Below are 16,259 nucleotides of genomic sequence, written 5' to 3'. Positions count from 1 at the left end.
TGCGCCATCGAGCATGGGGTGCCGACCTCCTTTGAACTATGCGTGAGGCGACCCGACATGGCCGACGACGAGATCATCCTTTCCGAGCTTTCCGACGACGAGTTGGTGCAGCAGATGCACGACGACCTCTATGACGGGTTGAAGGAAGAGATCGAGGAAGGCACCAACATCCTGATCAAGCGTGGCTGGGTGCCTTACAAGGTGCTGACCGAGGCACTGGTCGAAGGCATGCGCATCGTCGGCGAGGATTTTCGCGACGGCATCCTGTTCGTTCCCGAAGTGCTGCTCTCCGCCAACGCGATGAAGGCCGGCATGTTCATCCTGCGCCCACTGCTCGCCGCCACCGGCGCGCCGAAGCAGGGCAAGATGGTGATCGGCACCGTCAAGGGCGACATCCACGACATCGGCAAGAACCTGGTCGGCATGATGATGGAGGGCGCTGGCTTCGACGTCATCGACCTCGGCATCAACAATGCGGTCGAGAAATATCTGGCAGCGATTGAAGAGCATCAGCCCGACATCATCGGCATGTCGGCGCTGCTGACCACGACCATGCCCTATATGAAGGTCGTTATCGACACGATGAAGGAAAAGGGCATTCGCGACGACTATGTCGTGCTGGTTGGCGGCGCGCCGCTCAACGAGGAATTCGGCAAGGCCGTCGGCGCCGACGCCTATTGCCGCGATGCGGCGGTAGCGGTCGAGACGGCCAAGGATTTCATGAAGCGCAAGCACAGGCACAGGCATTCGTTGCCGAACCCATGAGACTTCGCCAACATGTCCTCGTTTTCGATCATCAGTCACAAAATCGATCCTACTAGGGGAGAGATCGCGCGAAGGCCTGATGGGAGCATCGACGACAATGATCGTGTCGAAATAGGACCGACGGACATCGCGTTTGCCGAGTGGGCTGCATTGGGTCTCTCGGCTCCCACCCTCGATCGGATGAGAAGCACGCGCCTCCAACGGATCGTGAGCCAGCTACGCAAGCGGGACTACGCCGGCGTGCTATGCTTCGATCCACTGAACATCCGATATGCAACTGACTCCTCGAACATGCATCTTTGGATCACGCACAATCCGTCACGGGCCGTTTTTGTTTCAGCAGATGGCTATGTTGTTCTTTGGGACCTCCATCGCTGCGGGCACCTTTCGGAGCATCTGCTATTGGTGAACGAGATTCGCATGGACGGTGCGGGCTTCTACTATTTCGCGGCTGGCGATCAGGAGGAAGCCGTTGCCAAGAGTTTTGCAGGGCAAATTGATGAGTTGTTGCGAACGCATGGGGGCAAGAACCGCCGCCTTGCAGTCGATAAGATCGAGATCCCCGGCTTGCGCGCACTGGACGCCGCCGGCATCGAGATCTGCAACGGTATGCAACTCATGGAGCATGCAAGGGCTGTAAAGGGTATCGACGAGATCAATGCCATGCGCTGCTCCCTGGCAACGTGCGAAATCGCGGTTGCGAAAATGCGCCAGCTTTTGCGACCAGGTATTGCAGAAACTGAATTGTGGTCAGTTCTCCATGCAGAAAACATCGCGCGCGGAGGCGAATGGATCGAGACACGAATACTCACTTCTGGCCCGAGGACAAATCCCTGGATGCAGGAAGCAGGACCCCGAAGGATAGCGGCAGGAGATCTGGTTGCCTTCGATACCGATATGGTGGGACCATATGGTATGTGCGCAGACTTTTCGCGAACGTGGTTTTGCGGTGATGGGCGCCCCAGCGATGAACAACGCAGACTTCACGCCATAGCTCTTGAGCACATAACGACCAACATGGAACTTTTGCGGCCAGGCATCGCCTTCACTGAGCTCACCCAGCGCGGCCACAAACTACCTGAAGAATTCGTAGATCAACGATACGGGGTCATGATGCATGGTATCGGGCTGTGTGACGAATATCCTGCGATCTATTACCCTCAAGATTTCATTCCGGGAGCGTTCGACTACATCCTCGAGCCAGGCATGACATTGTGCGTAGAGGCTTATATTGGTGCCGTCGGGGGCCGTGAAGGCGTAAAACTCGAAGAGCAGGTCCTGATAACCGAGGACGGGTACGAGAAGCTCACGAGGTGTCCTTTCGACGCTGCATTGATCAGTTGAGCCGCTGTCTCCAGGTCTGGTTTCGATGTCGGTGAGTTTGGCGGCCGAAGCATCGCCCTCCTGCTATTCGACGACCAACCCCATGACAGGCGACGATCGAACCCTTGATGGCGGATTGACTATGGGTATCCCGCTTGTCGGCACGACCGGGACAGTCACGCCGCCGTTCTCCAGGCGCCTCACGAGGTGCCCTAAGCCAGCCGCACGGGCGGTCTTGTGCTTGGCCCGTCACGGTTACTCACGGCCTCTGTCAAAGCAGGCAACAAATCAGCCGCTCCTGATCGTAGTCGGCCTAACGCCGGTGTGCTGGCGGAAAACGCGACTGAAATGTCCGGCGTTCGTGAAGCCACATTTGGACGCGATTTCGCCAATCTGCAGATCGCTATTTTCAAGCAAGGATTTAGAGCAGTGCACCCTCAGGGCAAGGTAGGACGCCATCGGGCTCAGCTCGAGTTCAGCCGCAAAGAGCCTCTCCAATTTCCGCCGGGAGCAACCGACCCGACCGGCTATGTCTGTGACAGACATTTTCTCTTCCAGATTGCTCTCCATCAACAGCAAAGCTCGTCTTACCACCCGGCTCGATGCATTTGGAAATAGATCGCCAAGTGGTTGGACATCGCGGGTGCTGCGGATACGGTCAAGGACGAGGATCTTGGCCGCCTTCTCCGCGGCCTTCTGGCCGATCAATTGGGAAACGAAGAAACCTGCCAGATCGGCCGCGCCCGTCCCTCCAGCGCAGGTCGCGCGATCACGATCGACCGAATAAAGAGTGTCGGCGTTTGCGTTGACTTGGGGAAATGACGTCCGAAAATTCGTGATATGGAACCAGCTTACGGTTGCTTTGTATCCATCCAGCAAGCCATATCGGGCAAGGACGAAACTTCCGGTGCAGAGCGCGGTCAACGGTATTTTCTTCTCGGCAGCGCGAAGAAGAAACTGCTCACCATCGGAGCTTAGTCCGCGGCTTTTGTCGAGAAGGCCCCCGACCACGACAATGTTGTCGAAATCCTCGGGTCTGCCCGAGGTTTTGCCAGGGAGCAATTCGACGCCGCAACTCGCCCTGATCGGCAGGCCATGATCGCCGATGATCTGCCAGTCGAATTCGACCCGACGGCTCCTGTCCCCTTCATCGCCTGCCAGACGCAGTGTGTCGATGAACAGCGAGAGGGGCGAAAGCGTGAAATCCCGAACCAGCAAAAATGCAAATCTCTTGGTCATGCGATAAGTATCTCTATTCCGACGACTTAACCGGTCCGCCAAGGTCAGCAGGGGGCTGGCTGCCGACCCATAGGCACCAGAAAGCCAGCAATGGAGCGTTGTCTGACGCCATAGCGTGCCGGATGTTCGGTTCGTTGTAGAGTGTCCCACCGACACCCGGCTCGAACCAACCCGAATTGCCGTGCTGGAAACGGCCTGGTGACAAGATGAGGTACACTTCTTCAGGCCCGTGATTGTGATCAGGGTATCGAACATCGGGGGCGAGCAGCGAAGCGCCGATGGCGACGTCCTTGCGTTGCTCGAGACCTCCTTGCCCGATGATCATCGAGTTTGCGTGACCAGTCGACCAGTTCTCGCTGGCAAAAGGCCCGCTTGCTGGCCGCACAGCCCATTTCAGATTTGGCTCTAACGCAGCAAATGCATCCGTGACGCGAGCGAGCTGCGCTGATCCTGACCGCCCAAAGGAATAGGCATTTCCAAGATGCCGGCAAACCGGGATTCGCGTGCCTTGTACGGTGCCGCTTGTGCCCGCTACGCGAAGTGCTTCAAAAATTCGGGCGACTGAGGCTTCCGCTTCCGCCTCCATGGGGGCAACTGCAAACGCCGCATCGAGGGCCGCCACGAACGTTTCCAGCAATGTCGATCGGCTTTCCAAATCCTGATTTCTCCTCGTGCTTCAATTACGAATGATTGTCGCAGCCTTAGCGGCGGCGGCCTCCAGTCCGCTTGCCACGACATGGTTGAACCCTCCATCCAGCATGGCTTGCAACGCCGCGGCGGTGAGGCCGCGATAGTCGATCATTTCTTTGACGATGTCTGCCGGGTCGACATCGCCGCTAGCAAACAGCTGGCTGGCACCGGCCACCAAACCTTTGGCGGCGCGTTTGGCAAAATCGGGCGGAAGCCCTTGGCTGACGGCATGTGCTACGAGCGCTTCGGCAAGCAGAGCTGGAAAAGCCGCACCGGTGCCTGTCATACCCGCACAATAGTCGACGTGGAATTCAAGCGGTACCTCGGCGGACTCCCCGCAAGCCTCAAACAGCTGGTGGACCACGCTCTTGTTTTCAGCCGAGACCGAAGCCGTTGCAAACCACGGGGTAAACGACCGGCGGACCGCGGCGGCAGCATTGGGAATGGACCGGACGATCTCGTGCGTATTCGTGCCGTCAGCAATCGTCTGCGCCGAAATGCCGGCCATTACGGACACCACCAGCTTGCCGCGGGCATCAATGAGCACTCCTGGAAATTGATCTGGGCGAACCGAAAGAACTACTACGTCTGAACGTTCGACCAACTCTTTGTTGTCATGGGTCCACATTGTACCGGGAATGTCCACGAGGCGATCTGATCGTCCAGATAACGTCAAGCGGGTCGGATCAATCGACCCGCTGGAAACAGCTGCTTGCGCTATGGCGCTCCCGAGCCAGCCATTGCCGCCAATGATGCCTATGCGCGCTTCGATGCTCACGTGCAAATCTCCCTCTCCGGCCTACAGATGTCGAGCGTCGGAATCTTCTAGCGAGCCACGCCAAGGTTGGTTGCTGTGGAGCAAGCTGATCAGATACCGGAAAACTGCCTTTGGAGGCCGTGCCGACTGGACTCTTCAGATACTTCCCGGCTGCGCGTTATCGGCCATTCCTGACGACGGACAAGCCGCCCTCCCTGCCTGTGCGCAAACGGCGATTCCCCATAGGTGGCTTTGTACAGCCTGGAAAAATGACCGTGGCTCGCAAACCCGCAAGCGAAGGCAACTTCCGTTACAGCGGTTTCCGTCTGCAGGATCAAATGTCGCGCGCGCTCGAGCCGGATTTCCAAGAAATACTTCTTGGGTGTCGTTTGGAGGTACCTCTCGAAGAGACGCTGCACTTGTCTAGGCGTGATTCCGATGCGGCGGGCGATCTCAGCGGCAGACGGCGGCTCCTCGATTCGCTCGCGCATGATCTGAATGGCCTCGATCAAATGCCTGCTTCGGATGCCGCTGCGCGCCTGTAGCGAGAAGCCCTGTACAGAGTTGGCGGTGCGAACGCCGCTGTAAACCATTTGCTCGGCCACGGCGATCGAGAGATCTCGGCCATGCTTCCTCTCAATCAGGTGAAGCATCAAATCCGTGGCAGCAGTGCCGCCTGACGCGGTGATGCACCTTTCGTCCGCGACGAATACGCTGCGGACCAAGTCTACTTGGGGAAATTCCTGGCGGAAACTGTCATGGTACTCCCAATGGATTGCCGCGCGCGCACCGTCCAGAAGGCCGGCCCGGGCCAGGATGTGTGCACCCGAGCACAAGGCCCCGATTTGCACGCCGCGGGCGCGCTCCCGTCTTACTGCCGAGACCAGCAGGCGGATATCTTTGTGCTGCATGTCTATTCCAGAGAGCACGAACAGCATGTCACAAGCCGGAAGCCTATCGAACCTGTGATGCACCTTGGTCTCGAAACCGTTGGAGCTTTTAGCTGATGCTCCGTCCGCCGAGGCAAGCGACCATGTGTAGAGTTGCTTTCCGCTCACAAGATTGGCCAGACGAAGCGGCTCGCTCGCGCATGAAAACGCGAAATGCGTGAAGTCATCAACCAAAGCGAACAAAAAACGTTGGGGCGTCTGCGATCGTGCCAAGCCTGGTTCGAGGGACTTTTGACGCACAAGATTGTAATCAGGCTGCTCGATCCTGGCTTGCTGAGCGTGCTGCCTTGTGCCGGCTGAAGCTCTTGTCTCCCTGCCGGCAATGGCGGCGTCGGATAGCTTCCCGAGCTTATTGTCTGACGTATTGCCCCCGACAATCGGATGGCGGATCCCGGTCATTTCACCTCCGCCTCGCCTTCCGATGAGATGGCTGCCGTGATCAGGCGTAGGGAAACCGCTCCTATAGGGCGATCACTGTCATCAATGATGATAGCCGTATCGAAGGATGAACTCGTCAGTTCTCCGGCGGCGACCTCGAGCGTGGTACCGGACTTCAACTTTGGCATTGAACCGGTGTCGGATTGTCCGAGCGCCTCCATCACCGCGTCAACCTTCAGGTAACGCGCGCGGTTCACATCCTTGATGAAGCGCTTGATGTAGTCGTCGGCGGGGTGAATTAGAATACGCTGGCTGTCACCTTGTTGGATGATCTCCCCGTCACGTAGAATCGCGATCGAATCGCCAAGCCGAAGTGCCTCGTCGAGGTCGTGAGTTATGAACACCACGGTCTTTTTCAGTTCCTTTTGCAGTTCCAGCAACATCTTCTGCATGTCGGTTCGGATCAGCGGATCAAGAGCCGAGTAGGCTTCATCCATCAGCAGAATGGAGGCGTCGTTGCTCAGGGCGCGAGCGAGTCCGACCCGCTGCTGCATACCGCCCGACAACTCATTGGGATAGCGCGCTTCAAACCCATTGAGACCGACCCGTTCGATCCAGCGCATGCCGATCTCGCGGCTTTTGGCCTTATCCATCCCGCGCACTTCCAGCCCGAACGTCACGTTGTCGATGACGCTGCGGTGCGGCAGCAGGCCAAACCGCTGGAAAACCATGCCCGTGTGGTTGCGCCGAAACTCACGCAGCTCCGTTTCCGGCATGTCCAGGACGTTGCGCCCGTTAACAAGTATGGAACCGGAGGTTGGTTCGATCAGCCGGTTGACGTGGCGGATCAGAGTCGACTTCCCTGACCCCGAAAGGCCCATGACAACCTGGATCTTACCTCCCGGCATTGAGATATTGATATTGTTCAGGCCCAGAATATGCCCATGGACTTTGCTCAGTTCGGTCTTTGTCAGACCGTTCTTAATCGAATCGACGTACTGCCGAGGCGAAGGCCCGAATATCTTGTAGAGATCACGAATCTCGATCGAAGTTTCATTGCTGCTCATGCCGCGCCGCCTCGGTGCTTCTGCAGCCGCTGACCATATGCCTGGCTGATCCTGTCGAAGATGATGGCGATGCCGACAATAGCGAAGCCATTGAATATTCCCTGTGTGAAATACTGGTTGGCGATGGCCTGAAGCACGTTGAGCCCAAGGCCTTGCACGCCGATCATAGAGGCGATGACCACCATACCCAGCGCCATCATGATGGTCTGGTTGATACCGGCCATGATGGTGGGCATCGCGAGTGGAAACTGAACCTTCCAAAGCTTCTGGGAACGTGAGCAGCCATAGGCGTCGGCCGCCTCGAGCACTTCCTTATCGACAAGCCGGATGCCAAGGTCGGTGAGGCGGATGATCGGCGGGATGGCATAGATAACGACGGCAATGAAACCGGGCACGCGGCCGATGCCGAGCAGCATGACAACGGGAATGAGGTAAACGAAGGGTGGCATGGTCTGCATGACGTCGAGGAGTGTCTTAAGGACGCCGCCGAAACGCTCCAAGCGGTTCATCATGATGCCCAGGGGAATGCCGATACCGATGGAGAAGATCGTCGCGGCGAAAACAAGCGAGATCGTCAGCATCGCATCGTGCCAGAGGCCCAGTAGACCGATAGCGATCAGCGTGCCGACCACTCCCGCGACCACGCTCCCTTTATGGGACGCAAACCAAGCGATGCCGGCGAGCACCAAAATGATAAGAGGCCACGGCGCACCTGTCATGACGTTCTCAAAGAAAGTCAGTATGCGCTGCAGTGGATAGAAAGAGTTCTCGATAGACTGGCCATACAGGCGAGTCAGCGCTTTGAGAGAACCGTCGATGCCGCGCTTGATAGCGAGAAGAGCCTCGGGACTTACCTGAGGGAACTTGAACAGCCAATCCATCTCTATTCCCCCTTCTGCGCCACCTTGCGCCAAAACCGTGCATGCCGGATCGGCGGCGGCGAATTTAAGTTCCGCCTTGTCCATCGCACGGGCAAAGGGCATTTTGGTCCATGGGACGACGCCTGCGATCCGGGAGGCCCCGAAGTCGCTGGGGCCTTCCGGTAGTCTCAGGTTTTAAAGAGCGGCCTTGACCTTCGCTGCGACCTCGGCGGGAACCCACTTCTCCCAAACTTCCGGCATGTTCTTCAGGAACCACTTGGCACCATCGGCACCGTTTGCCTGGTTATCGGTCATCCAAGCCATCACCCTGCTAACTTCTGCCTGGTTCCAGCTGCGCTTGGCCAAGTAGTCTTTGACAGCCGCATCGGCGCGATCCGAAAACGACTTGCTTGCCAACGTGACCATCTCGGCCTGCTTCCAATAGTTCGGCTTCGGGTCTGGGCAGTCCTGCTTGGAGGTGCAGCGTGCCCATTCAGCTTCATCGTGTGCCATCTCGAGGCGCACCATTGGGTATTTGACGAGAAGGGAGGTAGGCGCCCAGTATTGGGTGATAAAGCCCTGCTTCTGCTCATATGCCTTCGAAATAGCACCATCGAGAGCAGCGGCCGATCCGGTCGGCACCATGACGAAGTTGGGGTTATTTAGAGCCTTGAAGAGCTGAGCGGTGACAACGGTGTCGCCCCAGCCTTGCGGGCCCTGGATGACAGCGCCCTTCGACGAGTCCTCGCTCGAGGGGAACAGTTCTGGATGCTTCATGGCATCCTCGACTGTCTTAATGTCCGTATGCGTCTTGGCGAAATATTCCGGAATGTACCAACCCGAAACCTGACCGTCGCTGATTGCCGTGCCAACCTGGCTGATCCGGCCTTCCTTTTCCCCATCCGTGTAGACTGCTCCAAGCAGACTCGGTGTCGCCTCAGAGGCGATATCCGGTTGGCCCTTTTCAATCATTGCGGTGATGGTTGGGACGGTATCACCGGCTACGACGGTCGCGTTGCAGCCATAGCCTGTCTGCAAAATCACCTGATCGACATTCGTCATGGCCTGGCTGGATTGCCAGCTAAACTCACCCAATGAAACATCGCCACAATCTGCATAAGCTGACCCAGCAAAACATGTTGCAGCGATGGCGACCGTTGAAAGAAGTATATTCTTCACTTTATTCTCCTCTGCAGTGACATGAATGTAGCAATCCGACAAGAATGCTCTTGGATATATTCTAACGCACTCTCGTCTTGCTGGTATAGAGCGTTAGCACACTGCAATTTGATGATCACAACGTGGCTAATGGTCGCCAGCTGGAATCGCAGCAGGATGATCGGCCCCAGTTCCCAGTCGCCCGTCTTGGCGATCTTACCTGCGCTAAAAAACACAAAACGAAGCTGTAGACAATATGTATTTTATACCGCTACAAAGAACCTTCACTAAGGTTCGCGTCGAGGCGATCGGGAGCGAGGGCTATGGAAGAGGACAATCGGAGCAGGAAAGCGATCTGCCTGGATGCGCTGCGGCGGCGAATTTTGACTCAAGACCTGGAACCCGGTCTTTACGTCGACGAGACGCAACTGGCCGATGCCTATTCAATCTCGCGCCCGCCGCTTCGCGAAGTGCTGCGCCAGCTGGCCGGAGAAGGTTATCTCGTCTTGCACGAAAATCGCGGAGCTCAAGTTGCCCCGATGACGCACAAGACGTTGCGCAACTTCTTCGTTGCCGCACCGATGATCTATTCGGCTGTTTCGCGGCTGGCTGCGGAGAATGCCAAGCCGGCACAAGTGATGCGACTGAAGGATATCCAGTTGCTCTTTCGTGCCGCCATCCGCGATGGAGACACCGCAGGTAGAGCCCTTATGAACGAACGCTTCCATGCGGTGATTGGCGAGATGGCTGACAATGATTTTCTGATACCAAGCCTGCGGCGGCTGCTGATCGACCACACCCGCATCGGCATGACCTTCTACAATCCGCGCAATCCGGCACTGGCAGCGCAGCGCGCCATAGCCGCCGACCAGCACGATGAATTCATCGAGTTGATCGAGGCTGCCGATTCTGACGGCTCCGCCGCCCTAGCGATTGCGCACTGGGAATTGTCTCGAACAGAAATCGAGAGTTTTGTCCGCGTGCCCAGCATCCAGATTCCTTTGGGTCGCGCACCCGTCGCCGAGTGAAAGTGAGGGAATTATGAAGTTCGAGGGTATTTACACACCTGTCATCACTCCGCATCACGACGACGGTTCGATTGATCGGGATGGTTTTGTCATGATGGTCGAGCATCTGATCGAATCTGGTGTCCAAGGCATCATCAATGGCGGATCGACCGGCGAATACTACGCCCAGACCATGGATGAACGGATCGAGATGGCCAAGCTTACCAAGGAGGTCATCGGAGATCGGGTAGAACTGATCATCGGCACCGGCGCGATCCGCTTACCCGATTCGATCACGATGGCCGACACCGCAGCGAGTATCGGCGCCTCTGCCATCCTGATCGGCTCGCCTCCCTATTCGGTCCCAACGGAACGCGAGAATGCTTTGAATGCGCTTGCCATCGACCGCGCGGCCGACCTTCCGATCATGCTCTACAACTATCCCGGCCGCATGGGCATCAACATGGGCGAAGAGTTTCTCGACAGGGTGGGGCGGAGCCGGAATTTCTGCGCCATCAAGGAAAGTTCCGGCGACATCAACCGCGTCCATCTTCTGGCGCGAGACTATCCGCATATTCAGATGTCGTGCGGGATGGACGACCAGGCGCTTGAATTCTTCGCATGGGGCGCGCGCAGCTGGGTCTGCGGCGGCTCTAACTTTTTGCCGAAAGAACACATCGCGCTTTACAAGGCTTGCGCAATCGACGGTGACTTTGCCAAGGGCCGACGCATTATGTCGGCCATGCTGCCACTGATGCGCGTGCTTGAACAAGGCGGCAAGTTCATTCAGTGCATCAAGTATGGCTGCGAGATGGCCGGCTTCAAAGCCGGCCCGCCCAGGCCGCCCCTGCGGGCGCTGAACAGGGATGATATGCGCGAGCTCGAACAGGTCGTCCAGGTACTGAAGCGGACGATCTCGAAAATCCAGGCGGAGGCATGACAATGGGCAATCTTCTCACACACGAAGAATATGCAGCGCTTGCCGCCAAGATCGAGTTCCCGACCCAGGCCTTCATAGACGGCAGCTTTCGGCCCGCGATCTCCGGAAAAACCTTCGATACGACCAATCCGGCGACTGGAAAAGTCCTTGGCAAGGTCGCGGCATGCGCCGCCGAGGACGTGGACTTCGCCGTCCAGAAAGCACGAGACGCCTTTGAGGACGGTCGCTGGTCGCGCCTGCATCCGACAGCACGCAAGCAGATTCTGCTCCGCATGGCCAAGCTTATAAAGCGCAACGCCCGCGAACTCGCGGTTCTCGAAAGCCTCGACAGCGGCAAGACAATCTATGACTGCGAGAACGTCGACGTGCCCGAGACGATCCACTGCTTGCAGTGGCATGCGGAGCTTATCGACAAGATCTACGATCAGGTGTCTCCAACCTCCGACAACCATATTGCAATGATCGTTCGGGAGCCGATCGGCGTCGTGGGCCTCGTCCTGCCCTGGAACTTCCCACTGCTGATGCTGGCGTGGAAGATCGGTCCGGCACTTGCGGCAGGCAATTCCGTCATCGTCAAGCCGGCCAAGGAAACGACGCTGACCGCACTGCGAATTGCCGAATTCGCGATGGAAGCGGGCGTACCCGCCGGTGTATTTAATGTGCTGCCAGGTGGCGGCGCCGAAGTTGGTGAACCTCTCGGACGCCATATGGATGTAGACATGGTGTCCTTCACCGGCTCGACCGCGACAGGACGGCGATTCCCTCAATATTCGGCCGACTCCAATCTCAAGGAGGTGACCCTCGAGATGGGTGGCAAAAATCCGGCCGTGGTTCTCGACGATGCCGAGAATCTCGACCGTGTCGCCGCCCACATTGTCAACGGCGCGTTCTGGAACATGGGCGAAAACTGTAGCGCGGCCTCACGTCTTATCGTCCAGCGCGGCATCAAAGACGAGTTGATGAAACGGGTGGTGGCGCACGCTCGGGAATGGCCGATGGGCGATCCGCTCAATCCGGAAAATCGCGTCGGCGCGTTGGTCTCGAAGGCGCACTTCGATAAGGTATGTTCCTATTTTGAGAAGGGGCAAAAAGTGCTTCTCGGCGGCAAGGCCAAGGACGGCTTTGTCGAACCCACGATCATCGACGTCACAGACACGAGCTCCAGGATCGTTCGCGAGGAGGTGTTCGGCCCGGTACTTTCGGTACTCACGGTTGCCAGCTTCGAGGAGGCGATCGCGCTGGCCAACGACACGGAATACGGCCTGGCTGCATCGATCTTCACCAGCAACGTCAAGCGCGCGTTGCGCGGCGCCCGGGCCATTCGAGCAGGCACCGTGACTGTCAACTCGTTCGGCGAAGGCGACATCACGACACCCTTCGGGGGGTTCAAGTCATCTGGCTTCGGTGGCCGTGACAATGGCATTCACGCGCACGATCAGTACACTCGTATCAAGACCATCTGGGTCGACCTTACCGACGACGCCGACGAGGCTGTGGATTGAGCTCATACTCCGCGCGGCGCTTGCCGGTACGTCTAGGACCGGCGGCCTGGAACGCCATCCTTGGACCACAGGTGTCGCTCCCGCGAATAGAGGGCGACAGCACCGCCGATTTCGTCATCATCGGCGGTGGTTTCGCCGGCCTGTCAGCGGCAAGGCGGCTGACAGAGTTGCAGCCGGGAGCGCGTATCACTGTTCTCGAAGCCGGGCGACTGGCCGAGGGGGGCACCGGGCGTAATTCAGGATTCATGATCGACCTGCCGCACGAAGTGCAGTCTGACAATTATTCCGGCGACGGCGACGACCGCGCAATGATCGGGCTCAATCGCCACGCCATCGCCTATGCAGGCGATGCCGTCGAAGAATACGGCATAGACCGGAACTTCTTTGACCCAGCTGGCAAGATCAACGGTGCAGCGAGCGCCGCTGCAGATGAACACAACAGGAGCTACGCCAGCCACCTGACAAAGCTCGGCGAGCCGAGCGAACTGCTCGGCGAACGGGCCATGCGTGAGGTCACCGGCTCGTCGCATTACGTTTCCGGGCTTTACACGCCCGGTACGGTGATGCTGCAGCCGGCCGGATACGTCCGCGGTCTCGGTGCTGGTCTCGTGAGCAAAGGCGTCACCATCTTCGAGAACAGCCCGGTCATTGGCTTCGTGCGCGAGAGCGGATGCTGGCGCGTGATTGCGCCAACCGGCTCGGTGAGCACCCCGCGTGTGATCCTGACCGTCAACGGCCATCTGGAGAGCTTCGGTTTCGAGCAAGACCGGCTAATGCAGATATTTCTGTTCGCCGTGATGACACCCGAACTGGATGCTGAAGCGCTCAAAAGCCTCGGCGGCCAGCCACGCTGGGGGGTTACACCTTCCGATCCCATGGGCACCACCGTGCGTCGCATCGACCTCGGCCAGGGCGGAAACCGAGTCGTGACACGCACCTGCGCAGTGCTGAGGCCGAACTGCGAGGCGACGCAAGCCGACCTCCAGCGCGCCGCCAGAGTCATGCAGCGCAAATTTGATCAGCGCTTCCCGAGCCTCGCGGGCATGACCATGGAGTATGCGTGGTCCGGACACCTATGCTTGACGCTCAACGGCGTTGCCGTGATGCGCCAGGTCGACGACGGCGTCTATTCCGGCTGCGTCCAGAACGGTCTTGGAACGACGCGCGGAACCTTGACCGGCATTGGCGCAGCCGAACTGGCCTGCGGACAGACCAGCATTGTCACGGACTATTTTACGGCCCAAGCGCGCCCTAAGAAACTACCACCGCAACCGTTTCGCCAGATTGGCGCCAACTTCTTGCTGCGTTGGAAGGAATGGAAAGCGCGCGATGAATAAAACCAATCCGATGCAGAGAACAGGCACGATCATCGTCACCGGCGCGACCCAGGGTATCGGCAAGGCGATCGCTCTGGCAGCCTTGCGCGAGGGCAAAAGAGTGATCGCGGTAGGACGGTCTCAAGAGAAGCTTGAGGCGCTCGCTGCGGGTGTGGGCGACGCCGCACCCGGGTTGGTTGCCGAAGCTCTTGATCTTCGCGACGCGCGAGCCTTTGGTGCTCGACTGGCGACCTGGATCGATACCGATCCCAATATCATAGGGTTGGTGAATGCCGCCGGTATGCTGGAGACAGGCAGTCTGCTGCATTGCGACCCTGAAAGCCTGCGTCGGGTTATCGATCTCAATCTGATCTCCACACTGGAAGTCACGCTTCCGGTCGCGCGGCATATGGCATCGCGACATGCGGGCAGCATCGTAACATTGGGGTCGAATTCAGGCACTGCGGCGCGCATGGGGCTCGGCTCCTACCCGGCCTCGAAGGCCGGCATCATCCATGCGATGAAGTGTCTTGGATTGGAGCTGGCCGAATATGACGTTCGCTGCAACATCGTGTCGCCGGGCTCAACGAACACCGAAATGCAGCAACATTTTCAGACGACAACAGGCAGTCGAGAAGGCGTCTTGAAGGGTGACCCGACACGCTACCGCCTTGGCATCCCGCTCGGCCGCATGGCCGAGGTGGAGGACGTTTGCGATCTCGTCCTGTTCCTGCTTTCGAGCCGTAGCCGCCACATAACCATGGAAAACATCGTCATCGACGGCGGCGCAACGCTCGGCGCCCGCTAATCACTGTGGCAGACTGAGCTTCGCCATCCGGCCGCCGTCCACTGTCCAGACTTGTCCAGTGACAAAGGCCGCCTCTTCGGAGGCCAGCCAGGCGACCAAGGCTGCAACCTCTTCCGGCTTGCCGGTGCGCCCGACGGCATGAATTCGGGCGATGTCGCGGCGAAAGGCGACCGGGTGGGGCATGCTGTTGATGAAATCAACATTGAGGTCGGTGTCTATCCAGCCCGGCGCCACTGCATTGCAACGAATGCCCTCCCCGCCGTGATCGACCGCCACGGCACGGGTCAGCCCATGCAGACCAGCCTTCGACGCGCAGTAAGCGGCGTGCTTCGGGTTGGAGCCGAGACCTTCTATCGAGCCAACGTTGACGATGCTACCCTTCACGGCGCGAAGGTGCGGCAGGGCTGCCTTGATCAGCAGAAACGGCGCGGTCAGATTGATGCGCAAGGTTCGCTCCCAGTCGGCGAGCGACATGTCTTCGACGCGGGCTTCCTGCATCATGCCGGCATTGTTGACCAGCACGTCGAGGCGCCCGGCGCGACCGACGACGTCGTCGATAATTGCCTCAGGGGCTCCGCCGTCGGCGAAGTCGGCGGTCATCGCTTCGAACTCGGCATGATCGCCTCGCTGTGCGGTGAACACGCGCGCGCCGTCCTCTCTCAGGCGAAGCGCAATGGCGCGACCGATGCCGCTGCGTCCGCCGGTGACGAGCGCCACCTTCCCGATGAAGCGGCCCATACTCAGAACTTCGCTCCGTTCACTTCAACAAGCGCGCCGCAGACGTAGCGCGCCTCGTTGGATGCGAGGAAGACCACCACATCGGCAATGTCTTCCGGTTCGGCGATGCGGCCAATCGGTACGGTCTTGTTTAGCTCTCCAACTGCAGTATCCGGGTCAAGGCCGCGGATCGAGAAGCCGGTGCGCAGCATCGGCGTGTTCACTTCATTGGGGCAAACGGCGTTGATCCGGATGCCCTGCGGCGCGTGATCGATTGCCATGCATTGCGTCAGCGATGCGATGGCCGCCTTCGTCATGCAATAGACCGCATGGTTCGGGCCGGGTCGTACGCCCCAGCAGGAAGAGATGTTGACGATCGCGCCTCCGCCGGCTTTGGCAATAAGCGGAATCGCGGCGCGGCTGATGCGGAACGGCGCCTCGACATTGACACCTAGGGACAGCGACCAGTCTGCGTCTGTCGTTTCAGTGACTTTGCCACGCGTGATGACGCCTGCATTGTTGACGACGATATCAAGGCCGCCGAGGGCTTTGGCGACAGCTTCTGGAAGTGCGCCGGAATAGGCGGCGTCGCGGAGATCGCCCGGAAAATGGGCGTCGGCTTCGACCGCCGAGACATCTCGATCGGCGACCGCGACTTTCACACCGCGCGCGCGAAGGGCGCGCACAACCGCCGACCCGATACCGCCTGACGCGCCGGTCACTAACGCTACTTTACCCTTCATCACAGCCTTCCTTTTCTTCATGAGCAACAGTTCAGCCGC

General features: G+C 58.7%; 16 protein-coding genes. 7 read left to right on the top strand and 9 right to left on the bottom strand.

The window, feature by feature from the left end:
* Positions 1–57: 57 nt before the first annotated feature.
* Complete coding sequence (locus tag NKJ06_RS02200; RefSeq protein ID WP_352808808.1) at positions 58–765, top strand: cobalamin B12-binding domain-containing protein; 708 nt, start codon at positions 58–60, stop codon at positions 763–765.
* Positions 766–777: 12 nt separating this feature from the next.
* Positions 778–2,109: a dimethylsulfonioproprionate lyase DddP gene (gene dddP, locus NKJ06_RS02195; RefSeq protein ID WP_352808806.1), complete on the top strand. Its 1,332-nt coding sequence runs from the start codon at positions 778–780 to the stop codon at positions 2,107–2,109.
* Positions 2,110–2,376: 267 nt separating this feature from the next.
* On the opposite strand, the gene NKJ06_RS02190 is transcribed toward dddP, so the two are convergent.
* From NKJ06_RS02190 to NKJ06_RS02160, 7 genes are all read right to left on the bottom strand, one after another.
* On the bottom strand, positions 2,377–3,327 hold the full coding sequence (locus tag NKJ06_RS02190; RefSeq protein ID WP_352808803.1) for a GlxA family transcriptional regulator: 951 nt from the start codon (positions 3,325–3,327) through the stop codon (positions 2,377–2,379).
* Between the two features lie 13 nt (positions 3,328–3,340).
* The gene (locus NKJ06_RS02185; protein ID WP_352808800.1) at positions 3,341–3,982 is read right to left on the bottom strand and encodes a dimethylsulfonioproprionate lyase family protein; all 642 of its coding nucleotides are present in this window, start codon (positions 3,980–3,982) and stop codon (positions 3,341–3,343) included.
* Positions 3,983–4,003: 21 nt separating this feature from the next.
* The gene (locus NKJ06_RS02180) at positions 4,004–4,795 is read right to left on the bottom strand and encodes a pyrroline-5-carboxylate reductase family protein (RefSeq protein ID WP_352808798.1); all 792 of its coding nucleotides are present in this window, start codon (positions 4,793–4,795) and stop codon (positions 4,004–4,006) included.
* An 89-nt stretch (positions 4,796–4,884) separates the two neighbouring features.
* On the bottom strand, positions 4,885–6,123 hold the full coding sequence (locus NKJ06_RS02175; protein WP_352808793.1) for a GlxA family transcriptional regulator: 1,239 nt from the start codon (positions 6,121–6,123) through the stop codon (positions 4,885–4,887).
* Entirely contained in the window at positions 6,120–7,169 is a 1,050-nt protein-coding gene (locus NKJ06_RS02170) for a quaternary amine ABC transporter ATP-binding protein (protein ID WP_352808791.1), read from the bottom strand. The genes NKJ06_RS02175 and NKJ06_RS02170 overlap by 4 nt, the downstream gene beginning before the upstream one ends.
* Positions 7,166–8,050, bottom strand: coding sequence for an ABC transporter permease (locus tag NKJ06_RS02165; protein WP_352808959.1), 885 nt, complete (start codon positions 8,048–8,050; stop codon positions 7,166–7,168). The genes NKJ06_RS02170 and NKJ06_RS02165 overlap by 4 nt, the downstream gene beginning before the upstream one ends.
* Positions 8,051–8,224: 174 nt before the next feature.
* Entirely contained in the window at positions 8,225–9,208 is a 984-nt protein-coding gene (locus NKJ06_RS02160; RefSeq protein WP_352808789.1) for a glycine betaine ABC transporter substrate-binding protein, read from the bottom strand.
* A gap of 302 nt (positions 9,209–9,510) precedes the next feature.
* On the opposite strand from NKJ06_RS02160, the gene NKJ06_RS02155 reads away from it, so the two are divergent.
* The 5 genes from NKJ06_RS02155 to NKJ06_RS02135 all read left to right on the top strand — a co-directional run bounded on the left by NKJ06_RS02155 (position 9,511) and on the right by NKJ06_RS02135 (position 14,760).
* Complete coding sequence (locus tag NKJ06_RS02155) at positions 9,511–10,215, top strand: GntR family transcriptional regulator (protein ID WP_352514395.1); 705 nt, start codon at positions 9,511–9,513, stop codon at positions 10,213–10,215.
* A 13-nt stretch (positions 10,216–10,228) separates the two neighbouring features.
* Complete coding sequence (locus NKJ06_RS02150; protein ID WP_352808786.1) at positions 10,229–11,134, top strand: dihydrodipicolinate synthase family protein; 906 nt, start codon at positions 10,229–10,231, stop codon at positions 11,132–11,134.
* A 2-nt stretch (positions 11,135–11,136) separates the two neighbouring features.
* Positions 11,137–12,636, top strand: coding sequence for an aldehyde dehydrogenase (locus NKJ06_RS02145; RefSeq protein ID WP_352808783.1), 1,500 nt, complete (start codon positions 11,137–11,139; stop codon positions 12,634–12,636).
* Between the two features lie 71 nt (positions 12,637–12,707).
* Positions 12,708–13,973, top strand: a complete 1,266-nt coding sequence (locus NKJ06_RS02140) for an NAD(P)/FAD-dependent oxidoreductase (protein WP_352808780.1) — start codon at positions 12,708–12,710, stop codon at positions 13,971–13,973.
* On the top strand, positions 13,966–14,760 hold the full coding sequence (locus NKJ06_RS02135) for an SDR family NAD(P)-dependent oxidoreductase (protein WP_352808777.1): 795 nt from the start codon (positions 13,966–13,968) through the stop codon (positions 14,758–14,760). Before NKJ06_RS02140 ends, NKJ06_RS02135 begins: the two co-directional genes overlap by 8 nt.
* On the opposite strand, the gene NKJ06_RS02130 is transcribed toward NKJ06_RS02135, so the two are convergent.
* Positions 14,761–15,498 carry an SDR family NAD(P)-dependent oxidoreductase gene (locus tag NKJ06_RS02130; protein WP_352808774.1) on the bottom strand — a complete coding sequence of 246 codons (738 nt, stop codon included), beginning with the start codon at positions 15,496–15,498 and terminating at the stop codon, positions 14,761–14,763.
* Between the two features lie 2 nt (positions 15,499–15,500).
* Positions 15,501–16,241 (bottom strand): SDR family NAD(P)-dependent oxidoreductase, encoded by a 741-nt coding sequence (locus NKJ06_RS02125; protein ID WP_352808957.1) that lies wholly within the window; start codon positions 16,239–16,241, stop codon positions 15,501–15,503.
* Between the last annotated feature and the right edge of the window lie 18 nt (positions 16,242–16,259).

Source organism: Mesorhizobium sp. M0293 (assembly GCF_040321735.1).
In the GTDB taxonomy this organism is placed as follows: domain Bacteria; phylum Pseudomonadota; class Alphaproteobacteria; order Rhizobiales; family Rhizobiaceae; genus Mesorhizobium.
Note: the sequence above shows the minus strand (reverse complement) of the source record. Positions and strands in the feature narration are given on the sequence as shown.